We start from the raw sequence: 18,410 nt of genomic DNA, 5'->3' as shown, positions 1-18,410 counted from the left end.
ACAGAAATTGAAACCACTATGGACACTTTCCATAGTGACCATCAAAACAATTTACAGCAATTAACAGAATTAAATAATAATCAACAAAATCAAAATAGGGAACTTTCCCAGATTAATCAACAAATTGCAGTGATTAATTCCCGATTTACAGAAATTGACAACTCAACAGAGAAATTACATCAAACAATTTCAGAACACAACCAAGAAATAAATGAAATTAAACAAAAGCAAGAAAGTGAAACTTCCCAAAATCATCACATCCTTGATGTGATTACCCAACAATTAACAAAATTAGATGGGTTAACAGAATTAGATAATTTATTTACATCTTTGGTACAACCGTTACAGATAGAAAATAAATCGAATTTACAACCAAAAGATAATGATCAAGAAACAGCAGAAACACTAGAACTAACTCCTCCCAAATCTCTAATAGATGAGAAAACTGGAAAATTAGTATTTTTTAATAATCTCAAAACACATAAAACACATAAAAATAAAGTTCTCTCCGTAGCCTTTAGTCCAAATGGTAAACTTTTAGCAAGTGGAAGTGATGATAAAATCATTATATTGTGGGATTTAGCAACCAAGAAACATTCTATTTTAGAAGGACATGGAGAATATTCTTGGTCTAAGGGGATTAATTCAATAGCTTTTAGTCCAGATAGTCAATTTTTGATCAGTGGAAGTGATGACAAAACAATTAAATTATGGGACATAAATCTAGGACTAGCAATTTTCACATTTATCGGACATGAAAAGAGAGTGTATGCTGTCGCATTTAGTCCCTTAGGAAAACTGATAGCTAGTGGTAGTAAAGATAAAACCGTAAGAATGTGGTCACTAGAAACAAGAAAAGAAATTTACTCTTTTCAAAGTCATACAGATGAAGTTTTATGTGTAGCTTTCAGTCCCGACGGTAAACTATTAGCTAGTGGTGCGGGTGGTCATGATAAAACCATCAAAATTTTAGTATTAGCTGAAAATCAAGTCAAAACATTAAGAGGACATTCTGATTGGTTTGGAGGAATTACTTCCCTTGCGTTTAGTCCAGACGGGAAAACTTTAATTAGCGGTAGTCAAGATAAAACTATTAAACTTTGGGATGTAGAAACTAGTCAAGAAATAAGAACCTTATCAGGACATTCTGATCATATTTCTTCCCTAGCTTTTAGTCCCAATGGTCAAATATTGGCTAGTGCGAGTAAAGATAAAACACTGAAAATATGGACAATAGACAGTGGAGAAGAAATTTCCAGTATCAAGTACCATGATTCAGTAATTAACTCAATTGCTTTTAGTCCAGATGGTAAAGTATTGGCTGCGGGGAGTGAAGATACAACAATTGCTTTGTTTCCTTTAGAGTAAATTCTCAGTAATTATAAAAGAGATATTAACACCTTTTTTATTTTTTTTATAATTACATCTGCTTTATAATTACATCTGGGTACTCTCGGTCTAGAGTGGTTTGTAAAAAAAAATCGCCATTTGCCACTCTTTGTTATATTATTAATTTTGTTGCATATCACTTACTTAGATGATTAAATTAATTGGTATTTTCCTGAGTTTGTTAATGGTTTTTAGTTGGAATACACCCGTTATGGCACAAACTCAAACTATAACCGCAGAAGAGTTACAAATAGGAGACGAATTAGCTACTAAGGCCTTTATAGCCACAAATAAAGGTGATTTTGTCACAGCAGAAACTTATTGGACACAAATCATTGAAAAATTTCCCAGCAATGCGGGAGCATGGAGTAATCGTGGTAATTCTCGTGTTAGTCAAAATAAATTAACAGCAGCATTAGCTGATTATAATAAAGCCGTAGAACTTGCTCCCAATGTGACAGATCCTTATTTAAATCGGGGGACAGCATTGGAAGGTTTAGGGAGATGGGAAGAAGCGATCGCCGATTATAATCGTGTGTTAGAATTAGATCCCCAAGATGCTATGGGCTATAATAATCGCGGTAATGCTAAAGCAGGTTTAGGACAATGGGAAGCAGCCATTTTAGATTACCAAAAAGCCTCAGAAATCAACCCCAATTTTGCTTTTGCTAGAGCCAATTACGCCCTAGCTTTATATGAAACTAATCAAATAGAAAAAGCAATTCGGGAAATGCGAAATATAGTCCGTAAATATCCCCGGTTTGCTGATATGCGAGCCGCATTAACAGCAGCTTATTGGGTGACAGGAAATAGAGGTGAAGCGGAAAGTAATTGGGTCGCAGCCTATGGATTAGATATTCGTTATAAAGATATAAATTGGGTGACAAATATCCGCCGTTGGCCGCCAAGTATGGTATTAGCCTTAGATAAATTTTTGAAATTAAAATAAGAGCATTTCCCAAATTAAGAACCGGAAAACTGAGGTGGACTGATGACGCAAGTAGAAATGAAGCAAAGTATTATACTGCATAAATATGGCTATCCTCCTGATATGGAAGCTCTAGCAATGGAACTGGTTTTAGAACAAGCCAAAGTTTTTACTGAATTTGAGGTTTCCACACAACATTGATTACAGCATTTTGGGACATGATGTAAAATTATGATTCTAATTTGGAAATTGTCTTAATTGTGAGTTCTTGTACATTATTAAATACGATATTTGCCCCAGATTTCATCAGCATTTGTGTATAATGCTCACGTCCCGCTGCTGTTTCCTGAACGTGAGGAGGTAACACTCCCACACTCAACCAAGTCCGTGAATTATCTATAGCTTTGGCTTTGTCCACGGTATACATATCTGCTACAGTGTCTCCCACATACACAACTGTTGATTTTTGATCATTACCATTTGTTAACAGGTTAATACTAGCAAAAAGTCCCGTAGGATCTGGTTTACCGGGTGCGTCTTCCATTGCAATTAGTACAGGAGCTTTTAAACCCAACCGTTTTTCTAAGACATATTTAGCACTCAAACGAGTCGCACCACTAAAAAAACCCCAAGCAATACCAGTTTGCGTTAATTCTTGAAAATAACTAGGCTGTACTAATAAAGACTCATGACAAATATAACCATTCCAATTTTCAGGATCTGTACCTCGATAACGGCTTTGAAAATAAGTAACAATCTCCTGATAATCTAATGATAGTTGTTCCCGCTGCTGTCCTTGACTGACAAAATGACGGTAAATTAACTCCTGGGAGGCTTCCCAATCATTATTCCAGATTCCCTCTGATTTGAGGTGGTCAATGTCCATTGCTGTGGGACGATAGGCTTGTCCGGTAAAATATTCTACCGTATCTGATAGCGCTCGACGATAGGACCCACTCACATCACGGATAACTCCATCTATATCAAATATAACGATAGTTTTTGTGTTTACGGTCATGGTACTTACGGGAAAAGTAATATCTACAAAATTCTACAGTAATCCAATTTGATTTTTGAGAGTAAATTATTAAGTAGGGTGTGTTACGATTATATAATATGGTAAATCAGTGGCAAACAGCATAAAAAATGGTAACTCTCGTTGTCCTGATTAACATTCTTATTTCCCTCCTGCTTCTTTGTCTAGCTCGAAAATTATGGCAAGCAAAGGATGCTCTAACACTGATAGCAGATTTATTTAATCAATATGAACGCGCTAGTTATGCAGTGCTACATACAGCAGTAGATAATATTTATCTACTTCAAGAAGATATTCAGAACCTCAACCTCAAAAATCAGATAATGCAACAGCAAATCCAACAAATACAGCAAATTATCAGCCTGATCATTGTAATTAGGCAAATTTCCGCAGGATATTGGTTAAAAAATAAAAATCATCCTAAATTCAAAAATCCGAGTAAACTAGGATAGAATCTCCAGAGTCGTCAATTATGCTTAAGCGTTCTAAATTCGAGACAACTCAGTCTCAAATCATGCACCGTGCTGAAGAACTGATTAGTGCGGCCTCAAATCGCTACCGCATTACGGTGCGAGTTGCAAACCGTGCTAAACGCCGACGTTATGAAGATTTTGAAAATAACGAGGATTCAATAATGAAGCCCGTACTGAGAGCAATTATTGAAATGTCTGATGAATTAAATCAGCCGGAAATTATCGGTGAACTATAATTTAAACCTCATTCTCTGCTAGGGAATAAGGTTTTTATCAACCTTTCTCCGATAAGGAGAGAGGTGAGGAAGTTCACCGTAGATAAACGCGGATAAATCTGTACTTTGGTGGAGTAGCAAATGGTATAAATAAATTTAATTTCACCAAATATGGCGGATAAAAACTTAGAAACTCTAATTATAAAAATTGTCAAAAAGGTAATTAGAAAAGAGATAAAAAATCAAAACCAGGATCATCAGCCAATCATCGTTACTGGATCTAATTCTACATTAGATAATTGGCAAAATCCAGAGCCGACGGAGGAGATTATTGATGATTTAGAGATTAGTCCTTACATTAGATTACCTGAGAAAGAAGATATAGAACTGGAGCGGAAATTACGAGAACTCAAGTTTAAACAAGAATTGAGAAAAGATTGGATTTCTTTTCTGGTGAAAGATGTAATTGTCTATTCAGCAACTATGATTTTTATTTTGGTACTTGCTGGTTTTTATCTATTTCGTGTTCATGGTTAGTTTGAAAATCGAGATTTCACAAACCCGGACTTCTTAGAGAACTCCACAAAAAAGATGAACTGCTTGCAGCAGCGCCTCACTATCCAATCTTGTGGGATGGGCATCCTGCCCGTCCTTGCATTATTAGCGGGCAAGATGCCCGCACCACAAGAAATTTTTGGGTATCTTTTTAATTGGAAGTCTCTTAGAGAAGTCCGGGATATGATATTGCTGTTGAGATTTATTGAGGGTTTGTGACAGTTTAGTGTTTATTCATCCAATCAAATAAATCAGTGATTACCTCAAGATAATTAATATCATCATGTAAATTATGATAAGCACCAGGGTATTCAATTCTTAACTTATCTGGATAATTCACTTTTTCATAAAACATTTGACTTCCTGCTGGTAAAGCGATTCTATCAGCGCCACCATGTAAAATTAATAGTGGTACTTGCCATTTTTCCGCGTGAGCATGAATCCAATCTACTGTAGCAAAAAACTCTGTGGATAACCTAGCAGTAGCGAGGGTATGACGTAATTTATCTTGAGTATAGGAATCTAAAATTTTCTGATTTCGTGAACCCGCGCTAAAATCTAAGCCAATATGCAAGGAAAAACGCGGCCAGACGCGGGAAAATAACTTACCTAAAACTACGCGACTCAGTGGTACTCCTACTTGACCAATACTAGGTGAAAAACCAATCACACCGGCTAATGTAGATTGATCTTTGACATAATGGAGAGTATAATCTAATGCAATTACTCCCCCCAAGCTATGTCCCAACAGGAAAATCGGGTGTCCTGGTTGTTGCTGTTGAATTAACTTGAGAAAAGCCTGCAAATCATCACGAAATTCAGCCCAAGTATTAATGTAACCTCTTTGACCGGATGAACGTCCATGACCACGTAAATCCAAGGCATAAACCGCATATTCTCTGGGTAACAAATACTCAACTATGGTTTTGTAAAGTCCGCTGTGTCCTCCCAACCCATGCACAATGGCTAATATTCCCCTGACTTCCCCCCCAGGATGCCAGCTTTGGTAATATAAGTCAAGCCCACCCACACCTGAAAATTTGCCTTCTTGGCGAGATGCAATCGCGTCGCTGTGGTAAATCATATAGTTAATTGGTTATTTCCTTGGCTAGTAAGCTACTAGCTGATTAAAATACATTGTAGAGAAAATTGCTTCTAACTGTAGAAAGAAATACAGATAATTTTTCTAAAAACTCTCATGTTTTTAAAATCCCCGACTTGTGGGAGAAGTTGAGGATCTGAATATGATAAAAGTGGTGACATAGATAACAGTATTTTATATTCGCATAGATTACTATTAAATATTTAGTTATTTAGTCATTTAGTTGTTATTTATTGAGAATTGATAGCCGTTCTTTTGTTAATTTCAGATACAATAAATTACTAGAAAGGAGGAAAATATTTTCTGATGTCAGTGCATAGGGTTATAGTTTTATAGCCTTGAGATAAAATTGGGATAACTTAATAACAAAACAACTAACAAACCCCAGTAATTATGAATATGAAATTTTCCCTAGTTGCAAATGCTGTACAAGCACGTCAGACAAAAGAGCGATTTGCTAAACCAGAAGAAAAATTGTCTTATGAATTGGGTAAAGCTGTACAGGAATTACCACCACTTTACACAAGATTGTTAGCGGGAACAATTAGTGTTATTGTGTTGGGAACAATTTCCTGGGCGCATTTTTCAGAAATTGATGAAGTAGCCACAGCAACAGGAGAATTAATTGCTTCTACCCAAGTTAGACCGGTGACAGCTTTGGGTAATGGTTCTATTTTAGCAGTAAAAGTGAAAGAAGGCGATCGCGTTACTAAAGATCAAATTTTAATTCAACGTGATCCTAATTTTCAACAAACTGATGTTAACCGTTTAGCTAAATCTAGTAAATTAATTGAAGACGATTTACAACGATTACAAGCCGAACGTTCTGGAGGAAAAACTGCGGGAACAATCATCCAAGATGAACTTTTAAACTCCCGTTTATTAGACTATAAAGCCAAGCAAGCAGCAGCAGAATCAGAAGCCAAACGACAACAATCAATTATGAATCAAGCCCAAGTTAGATTAAGTCGTTTACAGGAAAATTTGGCCAATGCTAAAATCACTTTTAGCAATGTTCAAAAAAACCTAGACAATACAAAAAATCTGCGCTCTATGTTAGATAATAATTTACAAATTGCTCAACAAAGAGAAAAAAATCTGCGGACTTTAATGCAACTAGGCGCTTTACCCAGAGTTGATTATTTAGAGGCTCAGGAAAGATTAAATCGTGCTAAAACAGAGATGATTAGAAATGCAGATGAAAACACAAGAATTGAAAATAATCTCACAGAAGCTAAAGATAAAATTACATCTTTAGAAAAAGACATTGCTGCTCAAATTCAAGAAATTAATCAAGCAGAACAAGCTTATCAAACAGCACGTAATCAAAATATTCGTTTAACCTCAGAACGTCAAAGTGAAATTCTCACCCAAATCAACAAACGTCAAGAAGAATTAACCACCGTTGCTGGTCAATTAGAACAAGCTAGAAAACAAAAAGACGGAGAAACTATTAAAGCCCCTGTTGCTGGTACAATTTACAAAATTAAAGCTACTAAAGGTCCAGTACAATCTGGAGAAGAACTATTATCAATTTTACCAGCAGGGGAAGAAATGCTCTTGGAGGTAAAAGTTCTTAACCGTGATATTGGCTTTATTAATCAGGGAATGAAAGCGAAAGTTAAAATCGCTACTTTTCCCTTTCAAGAATTTGGTTTAGTTGAAGGTCAAGTATTACAAATTAGTGCTAATGCGACAATTGATAAAGAATTAGGTTTGGTTTTTCCCACAAGAATTAAGTTAAGTAAACATTCTTTAAATGTACGCGGAAAAGATGTAGAATTTAATCCAGGAATGGTTGCTAACGCCGAAATTGTCACTCGAAAAAAATCGGTTTTGACCTTTATTCTTGAACCTATTACTCGACGTTTCAGTGAGGCATTTTCTGTGAGATAATCATCGCAGGGAACTTTAACTTTAGTTAGTTCCTTGCTAATAACTTAACTTTTTAAGATTATCTATTAGAGACTGGAGAAAATTTCAATTTTTGTTATAAAATATAGATAATAAATCAAGGTTTACAAGAGGTTTAATAATGCAAGTTTGTCTAGTTACAGGTGGTAATTCCGGTGTAGGTTTAATGACGGCTGTAGGTTTAGCAAAATTAGGTAATCATGTATTTATTGGTTGTCGTTGTGCAACTAAAGCAGCAAAAGCTATAGAATACATTCAGCAAACGACGGGGAATCAAAATGTGGAATTTTTACCCCTTGATCTAGCTTCCTTAGATTCAGTTCGCAACTGTGTTACTATATTCAATAGTAAAAATTTACCCTTGCATATATTAGTCAATAATGCAGGCATATTTAACCGCAGAGGTACAACAAAAGAAGGTTTTGAACTTATTTGGGGAACTAATTATTTAGGTCACTTCTTACTGACTTATTTATTAGTAGAAAAAATGCAAAAATCTGCACCAGGTCGCATTATTATGATCTCTTCAGATTTAGCATTATCTCCAAGTAGTATTAACTGGGATTTATTAGTCAAAAAAACACCTTTAAATTTTCTCAACCTCTATGCGATTTCTAAACTCTGTTTATTGTTATTAACCCAAGAACTTTCTCAACGATTAAATAATTCTCAAATTACTGTTAACGCAATTCATCCAGGTTTTGTGCAATCAAATATTACTATTTGGCATCATTTTAGTAAATATTTAGGTTTAGGCATTTCCCCAGAAGCTGGAGCATATAGTACCCTGATTTGTACTACTTCTCCAGATTATCAAGATATTAGTGGAAAGTTTTTAGACCGTCATAACCAAGAAATTCCATTACCCAAAATAGCGCGAAATCAAGCAATATTACAGCAATTATGGGAACGTAGTTTATTATGGACTGGTTGCAATCAACAGCAGAATTTACAAACAATTAATTATGATGGAAATGATGGTATTTGGGGACCTAGTTCCCTGAATTTAGATAACAAGGAACTAGAGGAAATTACAAAACATATTTTAAATAAAGTCTTGCCCAAATTTCCCAAGAAAATATTATTTACTCAACTATTATTATCATTAATCAAATTTAATTTTGGATCTTTTTTGCTGATCATACTTCAAGGTTTTAAAAAATCCTTTTACATGGAAAGACATTTAGATTCACCGATAATCATGCAATTATGTCACAATGAAAGCTTACTAGAAAAGCTGACTGAATATTTAGGAGAAAATTTGGTATTATGGCGCTCAGAATTGTGGGTAAATTATCCTTCCCAACAATTAATTCCTTTGTGGCACCAAGATTCTTATCCCAAATTACTCAAAGGAAATGGTAAAACTATTCATGCTTATATAGCTTTGACAGAAGTTAATGAATATAATGGTTTTGAATATATACCTGATAGTTATTCTCAAAAATGTCAGATAAAAATGACAGATCCTTTTAGTGGTAATCACTTTTTTGATATCCCTCATGAAATTGAAAAAAAAGCTATTCCTGTAGTCCTAAAACCTGGAGAATTTGTGTTATTTACCGACAACCTTATACATCGTTCTATCCGTAATCAAAGCGGTAAATTACGGCTTTCTTTAACATTGAGGTTAACCCAGCTTGGGGTAGAAATTTTACCTGGTTATACGTCTAATGATCACAAACCGATAATTTTACAATCTCAAAAAAAAAGGTAAGACTAACTTAACCTCACCCTTACCTTAGTAAATATTTCGTAATTAGTTAAAAAGCTTCCTGTTGCTATCCTCCTAATAGGAAATCCATGTACCATGAAATCCATAGGGTACACGCTGAGGAATAATTACCCGCGCTATGGGTTCGCTGGTCATATCTTCAGCATTAATAACTAGGAGTTCCGACCTTTGGGAATTTTCATCATAAACAAATGTTACCAACCATCCTGCATCTTCAGTAGTAGCATTATGAGATGGTACAAATACTGATTCTCCACCATGACGATTTTTACCAAATTCATGGGTTTGGGATGTACCCTTTTCAAAGTCGTATTTAATGACACCCTCAAATAAGGGATTTTGAGAATATACTATTTTTCCCAGGTAGCCATACTGAGTTTTTCTACCTAACAGGTTTTCATTAACACGGGGAAATTCTCCAGGTACATCATCTAATTGTTCTTCTGTGACTGTACCCGTGGAAAGGTTAAAGCGCCAACGGTGTAAAAAAGGAATACCTTCTAAGGGATCACTGTATGTATCATTAGAAATAAGGACATTAGTAGAATTCATGCGACAAGCAATAAGTACCACCTCGTCTCCAACTTCGTAAGCGTTGAGGGTGTGGAAGACATAGCAAGAAGGACATTCAAACCAGCGAATATTGCTGTTGTCACCATGACGAGGTATGATACCAAAGCGACTGGGGCGATGTTTCTCAAACATCAACATTGGTTCTCCCCGCTGCATTCGTTCCACGCTAAATGTGAGAGGTAAATCCATGAAAATGCTATAATTTTCCGTAATGGCGAAATCGTGCATCATTACAGCCATTGGTATTTCTATCGGTACTGTTGATAATAGCTCACCTTGGGCCGAAACTATGCCATATTGTAGATAAGGTGGTCTAAAACCGTAACCAAAAAACATCATTTCCCCTGTCACTGGGTCTACCTTGGGATGGGCGGTAAAAGCAGAAACTAGTTTATCATTATAAGTGTATTCTCCAATAGTCTCTAAATCAGGAATACTAATATGATGGGGCGCACCTCCTTCCCATAATGCTAAAAGTTGTTTATTATGCCATACAAGGGCTGTATTAGCAGTATTTTTACTGATGCCATAGGGGTTGTCTAATTGTGGTGGTTCTAACATTCCAGTCCATATAGCCTTACCCGCTTCATGTTCAATATTCCATCCCTTGGTTCTCACATAACGATTTTTGTAAGTAGCTTTACCATGATTAAGCTGTACACCATGCAACATTCCATCACCATCAAACCAGTGATATTGACCAATGGGATTTCGTTGGGGGTTGGGACCATTACGGACAAACATCCCTGATAATTCTGGGGGTAATTCTCCAATTACTTCTAAGGTATCAGTGGTAATTTCCGTGTTTATGGGTGCAAAATTCCCCTGTAAATAGGGATTTGCTGCTGCTAATGTGGTCATAATCAGTCCATTAAATAAGAGAACTGTAATTAATATAATTATGTTTTGCTATTTCTGCCAGAAAAAACCGTAACATCTTCACTTAAACGGAGATTTCACAGCCTCTCTCCCACAAAGAAAGAGAAGGAAACTGGACTTTCTTGTTTCCCCAGCTTCTAAAACAGGTAAACCAAAACCTTCTCTTACTGCACTGCATAAGGTGTAAATTGCCGTTTAAAAGCAGAATGAAAACCAAGGACAATATCTGAATTTGGTACACCCATTTGCACTAATCTTTCAGCTATAGATTCTTCAGTTCCGTTGTACTGAATCCAAATTTTGCCGTCTTCAATGTCAAAGTGCATCACTTGTCCAAACACTCGTTTATCCCCTTGCCATCCGATATAATTGAGTTGGTAATGGTCATGTTCACTATCAAATATTAGTTGTGCTTTGACTGTATCATAGGTGGTACAAATCTGGGCGTGTTCCGTTAAAATTTGTGTGATAAATTGTCTATACTTTTCTATTTTATCCATTGTCGAACTTCCTCCTGTTTGGGATCATAAATTATCAGCTTGACTTGATATCGCTGTAGCATTCGTTGAATAAATGGAAGTTGAAAAAAGTCGTAATAAGTCTCAAAAGGAATGGCTAAGTAAACAATTCGGTTTGGTTCTTGTTCTTCAAGTGCTTGGCTATAGTTAAGATATTGACCTAATGCTGTATGGAAACTTATGATCAAGATTACAGAGTTTTAGGAAAATTACCTTGATTTAGCCAATTAATCATTAAATAAGGATGAACGATGTGAATTTCATGGATAGGAGAATGATAAATACTATGTCTTTCAGGAATGATAAGTTCAATATCGTTATTTAAAAAATCTTTAAAATTAGCTGTCACTAATACATTAGCTCGACCAGCTAAAGCTGTTTCTAAAACGTGCTGATCTTCTATATCACTAATAGGAATAACACCTGATCCTCCTAATGTTAATTGAGGCTGAATTTGAGCATAACTGCGGATAACATCTACATAAAAAGACGCATCCTTAGCTAAAGGAGTTAATCTTAATAAAACTTGCTCTAAACGATTTAACATTCCCCAAGAAATCACAAGTTCTACTGTTCCCATATAACAGCGACCATAACGAACTGTATCAACTATACTTTGACAAGCTGATGGCTTGCATGGTGTAGCCATATTTTGATTTTCTTTGATATCAGCTAATAATGCTGCACACCAAATATTGAGATCAAGACATAAGCGTAAAGGATTAGACATCACGAGTTAACTCAACTGAAGCACAAAGTAAATCATCTTCAGTTTCTAAAGAATTTAACCAATTTTTATCTATATTTTGGGCAATTCTTTGTTGAGCGAGTTTGTATTGATGATGCAATAAAACCCTTGTAATTTCTTGACTAATTTCTTGCCACTGTGCTTCAGAAGCAACCCCATTTAACTGTAAGAGTGCTGACCAAGCATTATGAGGTAACATAGCTCCTAGCTTGATTGAAGCACTGGCTATTTGGGATATTGAGCGATTTTCCATTTTTGATAATACACTAATTCGCTCTGCTGTTTCTAAGTCTAGGTCTGCTGAGATAGTTTTTTCTGTCATTGCTCTATTTTTCTCATGAGTTCTATCAAGATTATAACTTTTAATTTGTTATTTTTCATTATTCATTTTATGAAAATTGAATTTTTAGTATTCTTGCTGTTGATCAAAACCAAATGTTAATTAATAAAGACATAATTACTTATACATAAAAATTAATTTGAGAATTTCCAAATTATAGGGATTAGATGTTTTGAGATATTCAGATATACTCAAAGATATTGTTTCAAAATCTCAACTGTGGCCAGTCCCGTTTTTTCCCAACTAAATTGATTTACTCTTTTTAAACCTTGTTCTGAAAGTTGTTTTCTAGTTTCTGAATCATTAATGATCATTTTCATTGCTGCTGTAATTTCTTCTATATGATAGGGATTAATTAAAATAGCCGCATCTCCCGCAACTTCTGGAAGCGAGGAAATATTAGAAGTAATAACCGGAGTACCACAAGCCATAGCTTCTAAAACAGGTAAACCAAAACCTTCCCAAAGTGTGGGGAAAACTAGTGCAATTGCTTGATTAATAATTATTGGTAATTCGTCGTAAGGTACATAGTTAAGGAATTTAACAAGATGATTTATTCCTAATTCTTGAGTTTGTGTTTCTAACAGTGGGGAATAACGTTTATCGTAGGGTCCTGCTAACCATAATTCATAGTCATTTCTGTTAGGTAATGCAGAAAATGCGGTGATTAAACGTTGTAAATTTTTGTAAGGATCTTGACGACCGATATATAGGAAGTAATTGCGGGTGGGAAGATTAAGAAATTGGAAATGTGAGGAATCATAAGCTAGGGGAATTGGTGTGATTTTATTACCAGGAATATGGAAAAAATCAACTAAATCTTTAGCTGTTGCGTAGGAATTACAAATAATGTGTTGTGCTTGGTTAAGAACTTGGGGAACATAGTAAAGATGATATGGTGTCAGCGGTGAAAACCGTTTCGGAAAGCGTAATGGGATCATATCGTGGGACATGACAATAAAACGACAGTTAGTATATAAAGGTGCTTCGGGGATAGGGGAAAATAAAAGTTGAGATTTGAGCTTTTGATAGATTTTTGGAAGTTGGAATTGTGTCCAAATTAAGCGGTTTAAATGTCCTTTTAACCCTTGTTCTGATGTTAAGTTATTAGGAGTTTGATAGCAGTTATTATCAGAAAAAGATTGTGAAGTTAAAAGTGTTAGTTCAAGTGGTTGTAAGTGAGGTAAAAGATTAAGAGCGTAGGTAGTTGTACCTGTGGGTTGAGTGAGGAGAAATGAAAGATTAATAAATAAGTTATTATTCATAATTTTAATTCTCTTTGCTTTCATTTACTTTATGTAAAGCCATACCAGCAGTCCAGCCTACACTAATACCCTCAATAGATTCCTTAATATATTTCCATAAAAGCTCATTTGAAAGATGATGAGTAAATTTAAGGCGGATAATTCTTAAAAAGCAACGATAAATTAGTAGTATGGTTAAGCGTGTAATTAGAATAGGAAAGGGAATTTTTTTAAAAGCGTGTTTTAACGCAAAATAAGTGGTATTTTTAGCTAGAGAATACCAGCAGGTAAGATGTTTTTGATCTTTACGATTATGACTAGGTTGGGGATAATGATCCACAACTACATCACAATAATGGATTTCATAACCTGCTTGAATTACACGCAAACAAACATCAGTTTCATCTAAAAAATATTCAAAAAATTCATCATATCCATTTATTTTTTCTAAAATATCTTTCCGGTAGGATGAATTTGCTCCCATTAAGCCATTGTACCAAAAACCCTGCGGTTGGTTGTAATTAATGTTATTACCAGATCGAATTGCAATGGTATTACTAATAATATTTGTGATCCCACAATGGTATTGCAATGGATAATCAGGTTTTGTCATATCCCGTACTGTACCGCCAACACCACCACATTTATCACCATGTAGAGAATAGATTGATAGAAGTTTTTCTATCCAGTCATGTGGGGGAATAGCATCATCATCTATAAAAATAATAATCTCTCCTAGAGAATTTTTGATTCCTATATTGCGCGATATACTAATATTTTTCTTTCCTGATGTAAAAATTTTGATATCAAAATCCAAGTTATTTTTTATTTTCCTTAGCATATCTAATGTGTCATTAGTAGATGAAGAATCTACTACAATAACTTCAAAATAGGAATAGTTGATCTGATTTAAGGAATCTATAGTTTTTTGCAAAGAATCTGCACGATCACTAGTACATATAACTATAGATATTAAAATATCTTCTGCTAACATAAATATTTTTTGAACTTTGTTTGTCTAAAATTATCATGAATTGGGATTTTTGATCAAACTTATCATGCGTAAATATACTTTGGATATTTTATAAAAGACTATTAAACTTTTCCACAACGAATTGATTAACCCCCATTTTACCTGAACATAACCACTACCTGTAAAAACATAGATTTTCTTGGCTAAATTTAGTGCATAAAGGTCTGGAGTATGGCAATTTATTATGGCAATATCAACTTGCTTAAACATACAAGACACTAAGAAAATATAAATCTGATGTGATATATTTTGAGGTTTATTCCAAAATGTAATTTTCTGATTTATTTCCATCTCTTTTAAACTTATGCTTTGAGATGTATCTTGATAAATACTAGATTGTACTAAAACTGATGAGGGTTGATCAATAACTTGTGCTAAAGAATATTCCTTATAAGGAAGTACACCTGCCATTTTACCTTGGATTCCTTTAAAAAAATCTTCCAGTCCTTGTAAATAAATTTCCACCCAGAAAAATCTCCCTGTTAATGAATAGTAGATTAATTTAGGTAGCAACACTCTGATTCTTTTTAATAAAAGTTCAGGATGATGTTTCTGCCAGCAATAGCACAAGTTACGCTCATCATAATAACTAATCCAAGGACGTTGTTTAAAATCTGGTGAAGAATGCCAAACAATTGATGCTGGATGTGCTGTTACTACCCAACCAGCTTTTTTTGCTCGCAAGCACCATTCCAGATCATCAAAATGCAGAAAATAATTTTCAAATACTCCTATTTGCTGTACAACTTCACGACGCACTAATAATGATGCAGCAGAACAAAAATCAACTTTAATGTACGAATTTCCCGATAAAAGTTCTTCATTGGAAATTGCTGAGAAGTTTGCAAAGTTATTTTTTAAATGAGCTTTTTTAGGATATAAAAAAATACCTATTTCGTGAATAATTTGAGGCTGTTCTAATTTTCTAATTTGAGAACCTACTAAACCAACTTCAGGATGATTTTTAAGTATTTCCACCAAAGGAAGTAAAGCTTCCTTGTCTAAACGAACATCATTGTCCAGAAGCCAAATATAATCATATTCTAATTCTAGTTGACTGACAAAATTTAGTCCATAAGAAAAGCCCCCAGAACCACCTATATTTTCTCCTGTTTGTAACACTTTGATATGAGGATAATTTTTTTCAATGTAATCTTGTGTACCGTCATTGGAAGCATTATCAACTACAAAAATATCAAGATTTATACCACTTATATTTAATTTAGTGATATCTTCAATCAGAGAACAAACATCATTTTTTTTGTTCCAGGTAACAATAACAGTCGCTACTGCGTTGTGAGACATTTAATCTAGACCTAATAAACAACAAAATTTTTCCTCTCAAGTAATATTTTAGTCTGTTGTAGTCTCCATTCTTTTTGTCATCAATTAATACAATTAATAAAGTTTACTAATTTTGTTCTCAAATACAGTTAGGGCAGCAGCAACAACTTGATCCATGTTGTAATACTGATATTGTGCTAATCTACCAACAAACGTAACAGTTTGCAATTTCTCGGCTTCATCTTTATACTGTTGAAATAACTCACGATTCTCTGGACGTGGAACTGGGTAGTATGGATCTCCTTCCGCTTGTGGGTATTCGTAATAAATTGTAGTTTTGGGGTGTTTTTGTCCAGTAATGTGCTTAGATTCTACTATTCGTGTAAAGTCATAATCGTTTGGATAGTTAACTACAGCAACTTGTTGAAAATATTCTGTGTCGTGAGTCTCAAACTCAAAACGTAATGAGCGATAGGGAAGTTTACCAAATTTATAATCAAAAAACTGATCTATGGGGCCTGTATATATTAAATGATCAAACTTTAACCATTTTTCCACTTCTTGAAAGCTGGTATTTAGCATGAATTTAATATTAGGATGATCCAACATTTTTTCAAACATTTTAGTAAACCCATGTAAAGGCATAAGCTGATATTTATCACCAAAATAGCGATTATCTTTATTAGTTCTCACGGGAATACGAGCGCACACAGAAGCATCTAATTCATGTGGCCAAAGATTCCACTGTTTATAAGTGTAGTTTTTAAAGAATTTTTCATATAAATCTCGTCCTACTTTTCCCACAACAGCTTGTTCAGAGTTTTCAATTCTGTCATATTTTTCTCTAACTTGTTCATAAAAATCCTCAACTTCTTGACTATTAAGATTTAGACCATAAAGTTTATTAATAGTATTCAGGTTAAGGGGAATTGGGTAAATATCACCATCTAACCTAGCAAGAACTTCATGTTGATAAACTCTCCACTCAGTGAACTTGCATAGGTAATCAATTATTTTCTTACTATTAGTATGAAAAATATGCGCTCCATACCGATGGATTAAGACTCCAGCGTTATCATAATAATCGTAAGCATTACCACCAATATGATTGCGGGTGTCTATAACTAAAACTTTACGATCTAGCTGTGTAGCTATACAATTTGCTAAAGTACAACCAGCAAAACCAGCACCAACAATCAAAAAATCAAACATCTTATTAGACATGGTTTTTGTTATTAATTGATTTTTCTATTTCTAAATACTTTTCCCAAAAAGATTGGCTAATAAATTCAGGAAACGTATCTAAATAACGCCTTTTTAATTTAGGTAATTTTAAAAACATTAATACAGCTAACCAGATAGCATAAAATAGAACTTGAAAAAAGCGTATTCTAGAAAATTGAACGACAAATCCTTCTTTTGTTTGCAAATTATAATAAAGAACTTTCCTAGCTCTAAAAACGTTGACAGGTTTACCATCCCAAAAGGGGCTAATTTTATAGCCCTTATCTGTTACACTGTCGTCGTTCCAGAAAAACAAAGAAGGTAGAAGATGTCCATTGAGAGTTAAAAACCTGAAAATTTTATGTAATTTATTTTCATTCTGTGTAATACTCTCTATATATTTAGCGTTGATAAATATATTTTTAAAATCTTTAGTTGGCTTTTCAGTAAATCCAGATAGTTTCTTATGATGTTCTTCTGGATTTTTAGAGAATAAATAATTTGGTCCTTGAAGAAAGTCTGAAGTTGCTTTTACCACATAATGTGCCGTTTCATATTTGTAACAAAATAGATGTTTGATAACAGGTTTTAAAAACCATTGAATATATATAAAAGGATTGATTTTTGTATCCAGATATAGGCTATTGAAAATTAATCCATTTCTGATATTGTAATATTCAGTGATTGGGCTATGCTTGTTCTCAAATTGTTCATGCCAAACACTTATTCCATTTAAGTTTATCATTTTATTTTGGATTCTTTTGTTAAATTCCACATCATCCAATCTAACAAAAAATGGATAAGGAAGCCCAAATTTTTTGATATTTTCCACAGGGAAACAATATAACCACCAAGCATTGTATTCAGAATATTCTTGAATTTCATTGAATAAGATATTCTCTATAACTCTTAAATCAAGATTATGCTTCACGGGCATACAACCCTTGTTTTTATACCAATATCCCCCTCTTTCATGCTGCATATATTTTTTATCTAATCTCAACATACTACCACCAACGCAGATATTTTTTTGATTGATAAGACTAATAAAATTCCACAATCTTTCAAACATTTCTGGATCAAACAGTACATCATCATCCATAAGTAAAATATGGGAGAATTTATTTTGATTTTCTACAACTTCAATCATTCCTCTTGCAAAACCACCACTTCCTCCCGCATTTTTATTAGGTATTACCTGAATTAAAGAGTTATCAAAT

20 protein-coding genes are annotated in these 18,410 nt (G+C 34.2%); 8 read left to right on the top strand and 12 right to left on the bottom strand.

The features are described from left to right. The 3 genes from ACIR310F_RS22330 to ACIR310F_RS25580 all read left to right on the top strand — a co-directional run. The coding region (locus tag ACIR310F_RS22330; protein WP_462433816.1) for a WD40 repeat domain-containing protein at positions 1-1,368 on the top strand (1,368 nt) is incomplete at its 5' end. A gap of 169 nt (positions 1,369-1,537) precedes the next feature. After that, positions 1,538-2,338: a tetratricopeptide repeat protein gene (locus ACIR310F_RS0111890; protein WP_028084022.1), complete on the top strand. Its 801-nt coding sequence runs from the start codon at positions 1,538-1,540 to the stop codon at positions 2,336-2,338. A gap of 42 nt (positions 2,339-2,380) precedes the next feature. Continuing rightward, positions 2,381-2,518, top strand: coding sequence for a type I restriction enzyme endonuclease domain-containing protein (locus ACIR310F_RS25580; RefSeq protein WP_155963774.1), 138 nt, complete (start codon positions 2,381-2,383; stop codon positions 2,516-2,518). A 28-nt stretch (positions 2,519-2,546) separates the two neighbouring features. On the opposite strand, the gene ACIR310F_RS0111880 is transcribed toward ACIR310F_RS25580, so the two are convergent. Beyond that, a complete protein-coding gene (locus ACIR310F_RS0111880; protein ID WP_028084021.1) occupies positions 2,547-3,335 on the bottom strand; it encodes a TIGR01548 family HAD-type hydrolase in 789 nt (262 codons plus the stop codon). Positions 3,336-3,463: 128 nt separating this feature from the next. Here ACIR310F_RS0111880 and ACIR310F_RS0111875 point away from each other — a divergent pair, with 128 nt between their 5' ends. The 3 genes from ACIR310F_RS0111875 to ACIR310F_RS25575 all read left to right on the top strand — a co-directional run bounded on the left by ACIR310F_RS0111875 (position 3,464) and on the right by ACIR310F_RS25575 (position 4,578). After that, complete coding sequence (locus ACIR310F_RS0111875) at positions 3,464-3,805, top strand: hypothetical protein (RefSeq protein ID WP_028084020.1); 342 nt, start codon at positions 3,464-3,466, stop codon at positions 3,803-3,805. A gap of 20 nt (positions 3,806-3,825) precedes the next feature. After that, positions 3,826-4,062, top strand: coding sequence for a DNA-directed RNA polymerase subunit omega (locus ACIR310F_RS0111870; RefSeq protein WP_028084019.1), 237 nt, complete (start codon positions 3,826-3,828; stop codon positions 4,060-4,062). A gap of 150 nt (positions 4,063-4,212) precedes the next feature. Further along, on the top strand, positions 4,213-4,578 hold the full coding sequence (locus ACIR310F_RS25575) for a hypothetical protein (RefSeq protein WP_028084018.1): 366 nt from the start codon (positions 4,213-4,215) through the stop codon (positions 4,576-4,578). Positions 4,579-4,819: 241 nt separating this feature from the next. Here the strand turns inward: ACIR310F_RS25575 and ACIR310F_RS0111860 are convergent, their stop codons facing one another. Then, entirely contained in the window at positions 4,820-5,680 is an 861-nt protein-coding gene (locus ACIR310F_RS0111860) for an alpha/beta hydrolase (RefSeq protein ID WP_028084017.1), read from the bottom strand. Between the two features lie 417 nt (positions 5,681-6,097). Between ACIR310F_RS0111860 and ACIR310F_RS0111855 the strand changes: the two genes are divergently transcribed. Both ACIR310F_RS0111855 and ACIR310F_RS0111850 read left to right on the top strand, forming a co-directional pair. Beyond that, positions 6,098-7,594: an HlyD family efflux transporter periplasmic adaptor subunit gene (locus ACIR310F_RS0111855; RefSeq protein ID WP_028084016.1), complete on the top strand. Its 1,497-nt coding sequence runs from the start codon at positions 6,098-6,100 to the stop codon at positions 7,592-7,594. Positions 7,595-7,733: 139 nt separating this feature from the next. Next, the gene (locus tag ACIR310F_RS0111850; RefSeq protein WP_028084015.1) at positions 7,734-9,329 is read left to right on the top strand and encodes an SDR family NAD(P)-dependent oxidoreductase; all 1,596 of its coding nucleotides are present in this window, start codon (positions 7,734-7,736) and stop codon (positions 9,327-9,329) included. A gap of 72 nt (positions 9,330-9,401) precedes the next feature. Here the strand turns inward: ACIR310F_RS0111850 and ACIR310F_RS0111845 are convergent, their stop codons facing one another. From ACIR310F_RS0111845 to ACIR310F_RS22310, 10 genes are all read right to left on the bottom strand, one after another. Continuing rightward, positions 9,402-10,781: a carotenoid oxygenase family protein gene (locus ACIR310F_RS0111845; protein WP_196803213.1), complete on the bottom strand. Its 1,380-nt coding sequence runs from the start codon at positions 10,779-10,781 to the stop codon at positions 9,402-9,404. Between the two features lie 182 nt (positions 10,782-10,963). Beyond that, complete coding sequence (locus tag ACIR310F_RS0111840; protein ID WP_028084013.1) at positions 10,964-11,299, bottom strand: XisI protein; 336 nt, start codon at positions 11,297-11,299, stop codon at positions 10,964-10,966. Continuing rightward, positions 11,287-11,505 (bottom strand): XisH family protein, encoded by a 219-nt coding sequence (locus ACIR310F_RS22320; RefSeq protein ID WP_231387509.1) that lies wholly within the window; start codon positions 11,503-11,505, stop codon positions 11,287-11,289. Before ACIR310F_RS22320 ends, ACIR310F_RS0111840 begins: the two co-directional genes overlap by 13 nt. A 2-nt stretch (positions 11,506-11,507) precedes the next feature. Next, positions 11,508-12,047, bottom strand: coding sequence for a PIN domain-containing protein (locus ACIR310F_RS0111830; protein ID WP_028084012.1), 540 nt, complete (start codon positions 12,045-12,047; stop codon positions 11,508-11,510). Then, the gene (locus ACIR310F_RS0111825) at positions 12,040-12,387 is read right to left on the bottom strand and encodes a hypothetical protein (RefSeq protein WP_028084011.1); all 348 of its coding nucleotides are present in this window, start codon (positions 12,385-12,387) and stop codon (positions 12,040-12,042) included. The genes ACIR310F_RS0111830 and ACIR310F_RS0111825 overlap by 8 nt, the downstream gene beginning before the upstream one ends. Positions 12,388-12,596: 209 nt before the next feature. Then, positions 12,597-13,670, bottom strand: a complete 1,074-nt coding sequence (locus ACIR310F_RS0111820; protein WP_028084010.1) for a glycosyltransferase family 4 protein — start codon at positions 13,668-13,670, stop codon at positions 12,597-12,599. Positions 13,671-13,674: 4 nt separating this feature from the next. Further along, complete coding sequence (locus ACIR310F_RS0111815; protein WP_028084009.1) at positions 13,675-14,643, bottom strand: glycosyltransferase family 2 protein; 969 nt, start codon at positions 14,641-14,643, stop codon at positions 13,675-13,677. A gap of 33 nt (positions 14,644-14,676) precedes the next feature. Beyond that, on the bottom strand, positions 14,677-15,987 hold the full coding sequence (locus ACIR310F_RS22315; RefSeq protein WP_035367924.1) for a glycosyltransferase family 2 protein: 1,311 nt from the start codon (positions 15,985-15,987) through the stop codon (positions 14,677-14,679). A 93-nt stretch (positions 15,988-16,080) separates the two neighbouring features. After that, the gene (glf, locus tag ACIR310F_RS0111805; RefSeq protein WP_035367923.1) at positions 16,081-17,190 is read right to left on the bottom strand and encodes a UDP-galactopyranose mutase; all 1,110 of its coding nucleotides are present in this window, start codon (positions 17,188-17,190) and stop codon (positions 16,081-16,083) included. Beyond that, positions 17,183-18,410 (bottom strand): glycosyltransferase (locus tag ACIR310F_RS22310; protein WP_231387508.1); only part of this gene is annotated, 1,228 nt, incomplete at its 5' end. The genes glf and ACIR310F_RS22310, both read right to left, overlap by 8 nt.

Origin of the sequence: Dolichospermum circinale AWQC310F, from assembly GCF_000426925.1 — a bacterium.
GTDB lineage: Bacteria > Cyanobacteriota > Cyanobacteriia > Cyanobacteriales > Nostocaceae > Dolichospermum > Dolichospermum circinale.
The sequence above is the reverse complement of the archived record's forward strand: the minus strand, read 5'-3'. Positions and strand labels throughout refer to the sequence as shown.

What these genes read in the sequence shown, in the direction of transcription:
- ACIR310F_RS0111890 (WP_028084022.1), top strand. Translation starts at nt 1,538, where the DNA reads ATGATTAAATTAATTGGTATTTTCCTGAGTTTGTTAATGGTTTTTAGT.
- ACIR310F_RS25580 (WP_155963774.1), top strand. Translation starts at nt 2,381, where the DNA reads ATGACGCAAGTAGAAATGAAGCAAAGTATTATACTGCATAAATATGGC.
- ACIR310F_RS0111880 (WP_028084021.1), bottom strand. Translation starts at nt 3,335, where the DNA reads ATGACCGTAAACACAAAAACTATCGTTATATTTGATATAGATGGAGTT.
- ACIR310F_RS0111875 (WP_028084020.1), top strand. Translation starts at nt 3,464, where the DNA reads ATGGTAACTCTCGTTGTCCTGATTAACATTCTTATTTCCCTCCTGCTT.
- ACIR310F_RS0111870 (WP_028084019.1), top strand. Translation starts at nt 3,826, where the DNA reads ATGCTTAAGCGTTCTAAATTCGAGACAACTCAGTCTCAAATCATGCAC.
- ACIR310F_RS25575 (WP_028084018.1), top strand. Translation starts at nt 4,213, where the DNA reads ATGGCGGATAAAAACTTAGAAACTCTAATTATAAAAATTGTCAAAAAG.
- ACIR310F_RS0111860 (WP_028084017.1), bottom strand. Translation starts at nt 5,680, where the DNA reads ATGATTTACCACAGCGACGCGATTGCATCTCGCCAAGAAGGCAAATTT.
- ACIR310F_RS0111855 (WP_028084016.1), top strand. Translation starts at nt 6,098, where the DNA reads ATGAAATTTTCCCTAGTTGCAAATGCTGTACAAGCACGTCAGACAAAA.
- ACIR310F_RS0111850 (WP_028084015.1), top strand. Translation starts at nt 7,734, where the DNA reads ATGCAAGTTTGTCTAGTTACAGGTGGTAATTCCGGTGTAGGTTTAATG.
- ACIR310F_RS0111845 (WP_196803213.1), bottom strand. Translation starts at nt 10,781, where the DNA reads ATGACCACATTAGCAGCAGCAAATCCCTATTTACAGGGGAATTTTGCA.
- ACIR310F_RS0111840 (WP_028084013.1), bottom strand. Translation starts at nt 11,299, where the DNA reads ATGGATAAAATAGAAAAGTATAGACAATTTATCACACAAATTTTAACG.
- ACIR310F_RS0111830 (WP_028084012.1), bottom strand. Translation starts at nt 12,047, where the DNA reads ATGTCTAATCCTTTACGCTTATGTCTTGATCTCAATATTTGGTGTGCA.
- ACIR310F_RS0111825 (WP_028084011.1), bottom strand. Translation starts at nt 12,387, where the DNA reads ATGACAGAAAAAACTATCTCAGCAGACCTAGACTTAGAAACAGCAGAG.
- ACIR310F_RS0111820 (WP_028084010.1), bottom strand. Translation starts at nt 13,670, where the DNA reads ATGAATAATAACTTATTTATTAATCTTTCATTTCTCCTCACTCAACCC.
- ACIR310F_RS0111815 (WP_028084009.1), bottom strand. Translation starts at nt 14,643, where the DNA reads ATGTTAGCAGAAGATATTTTAATATCTATAGTTATATGTACTAGTGAT.
- ACIR310F_RS22315 (WP_035367924.1), bottom strand. Translation starts at nt 15,987, where the DNA reads ATGTCTCACAACGCAGTAGCGACTGTTATTGTTACCTGGAACAAAAAA.
- glf (WP_035367923.1), bottom strand. Translation starts at nt 17,190, where the DNA reads ATGTCTAATAAGATGTTTGATTTTTTGATTGTTGGTGCTGGTTTTGCT.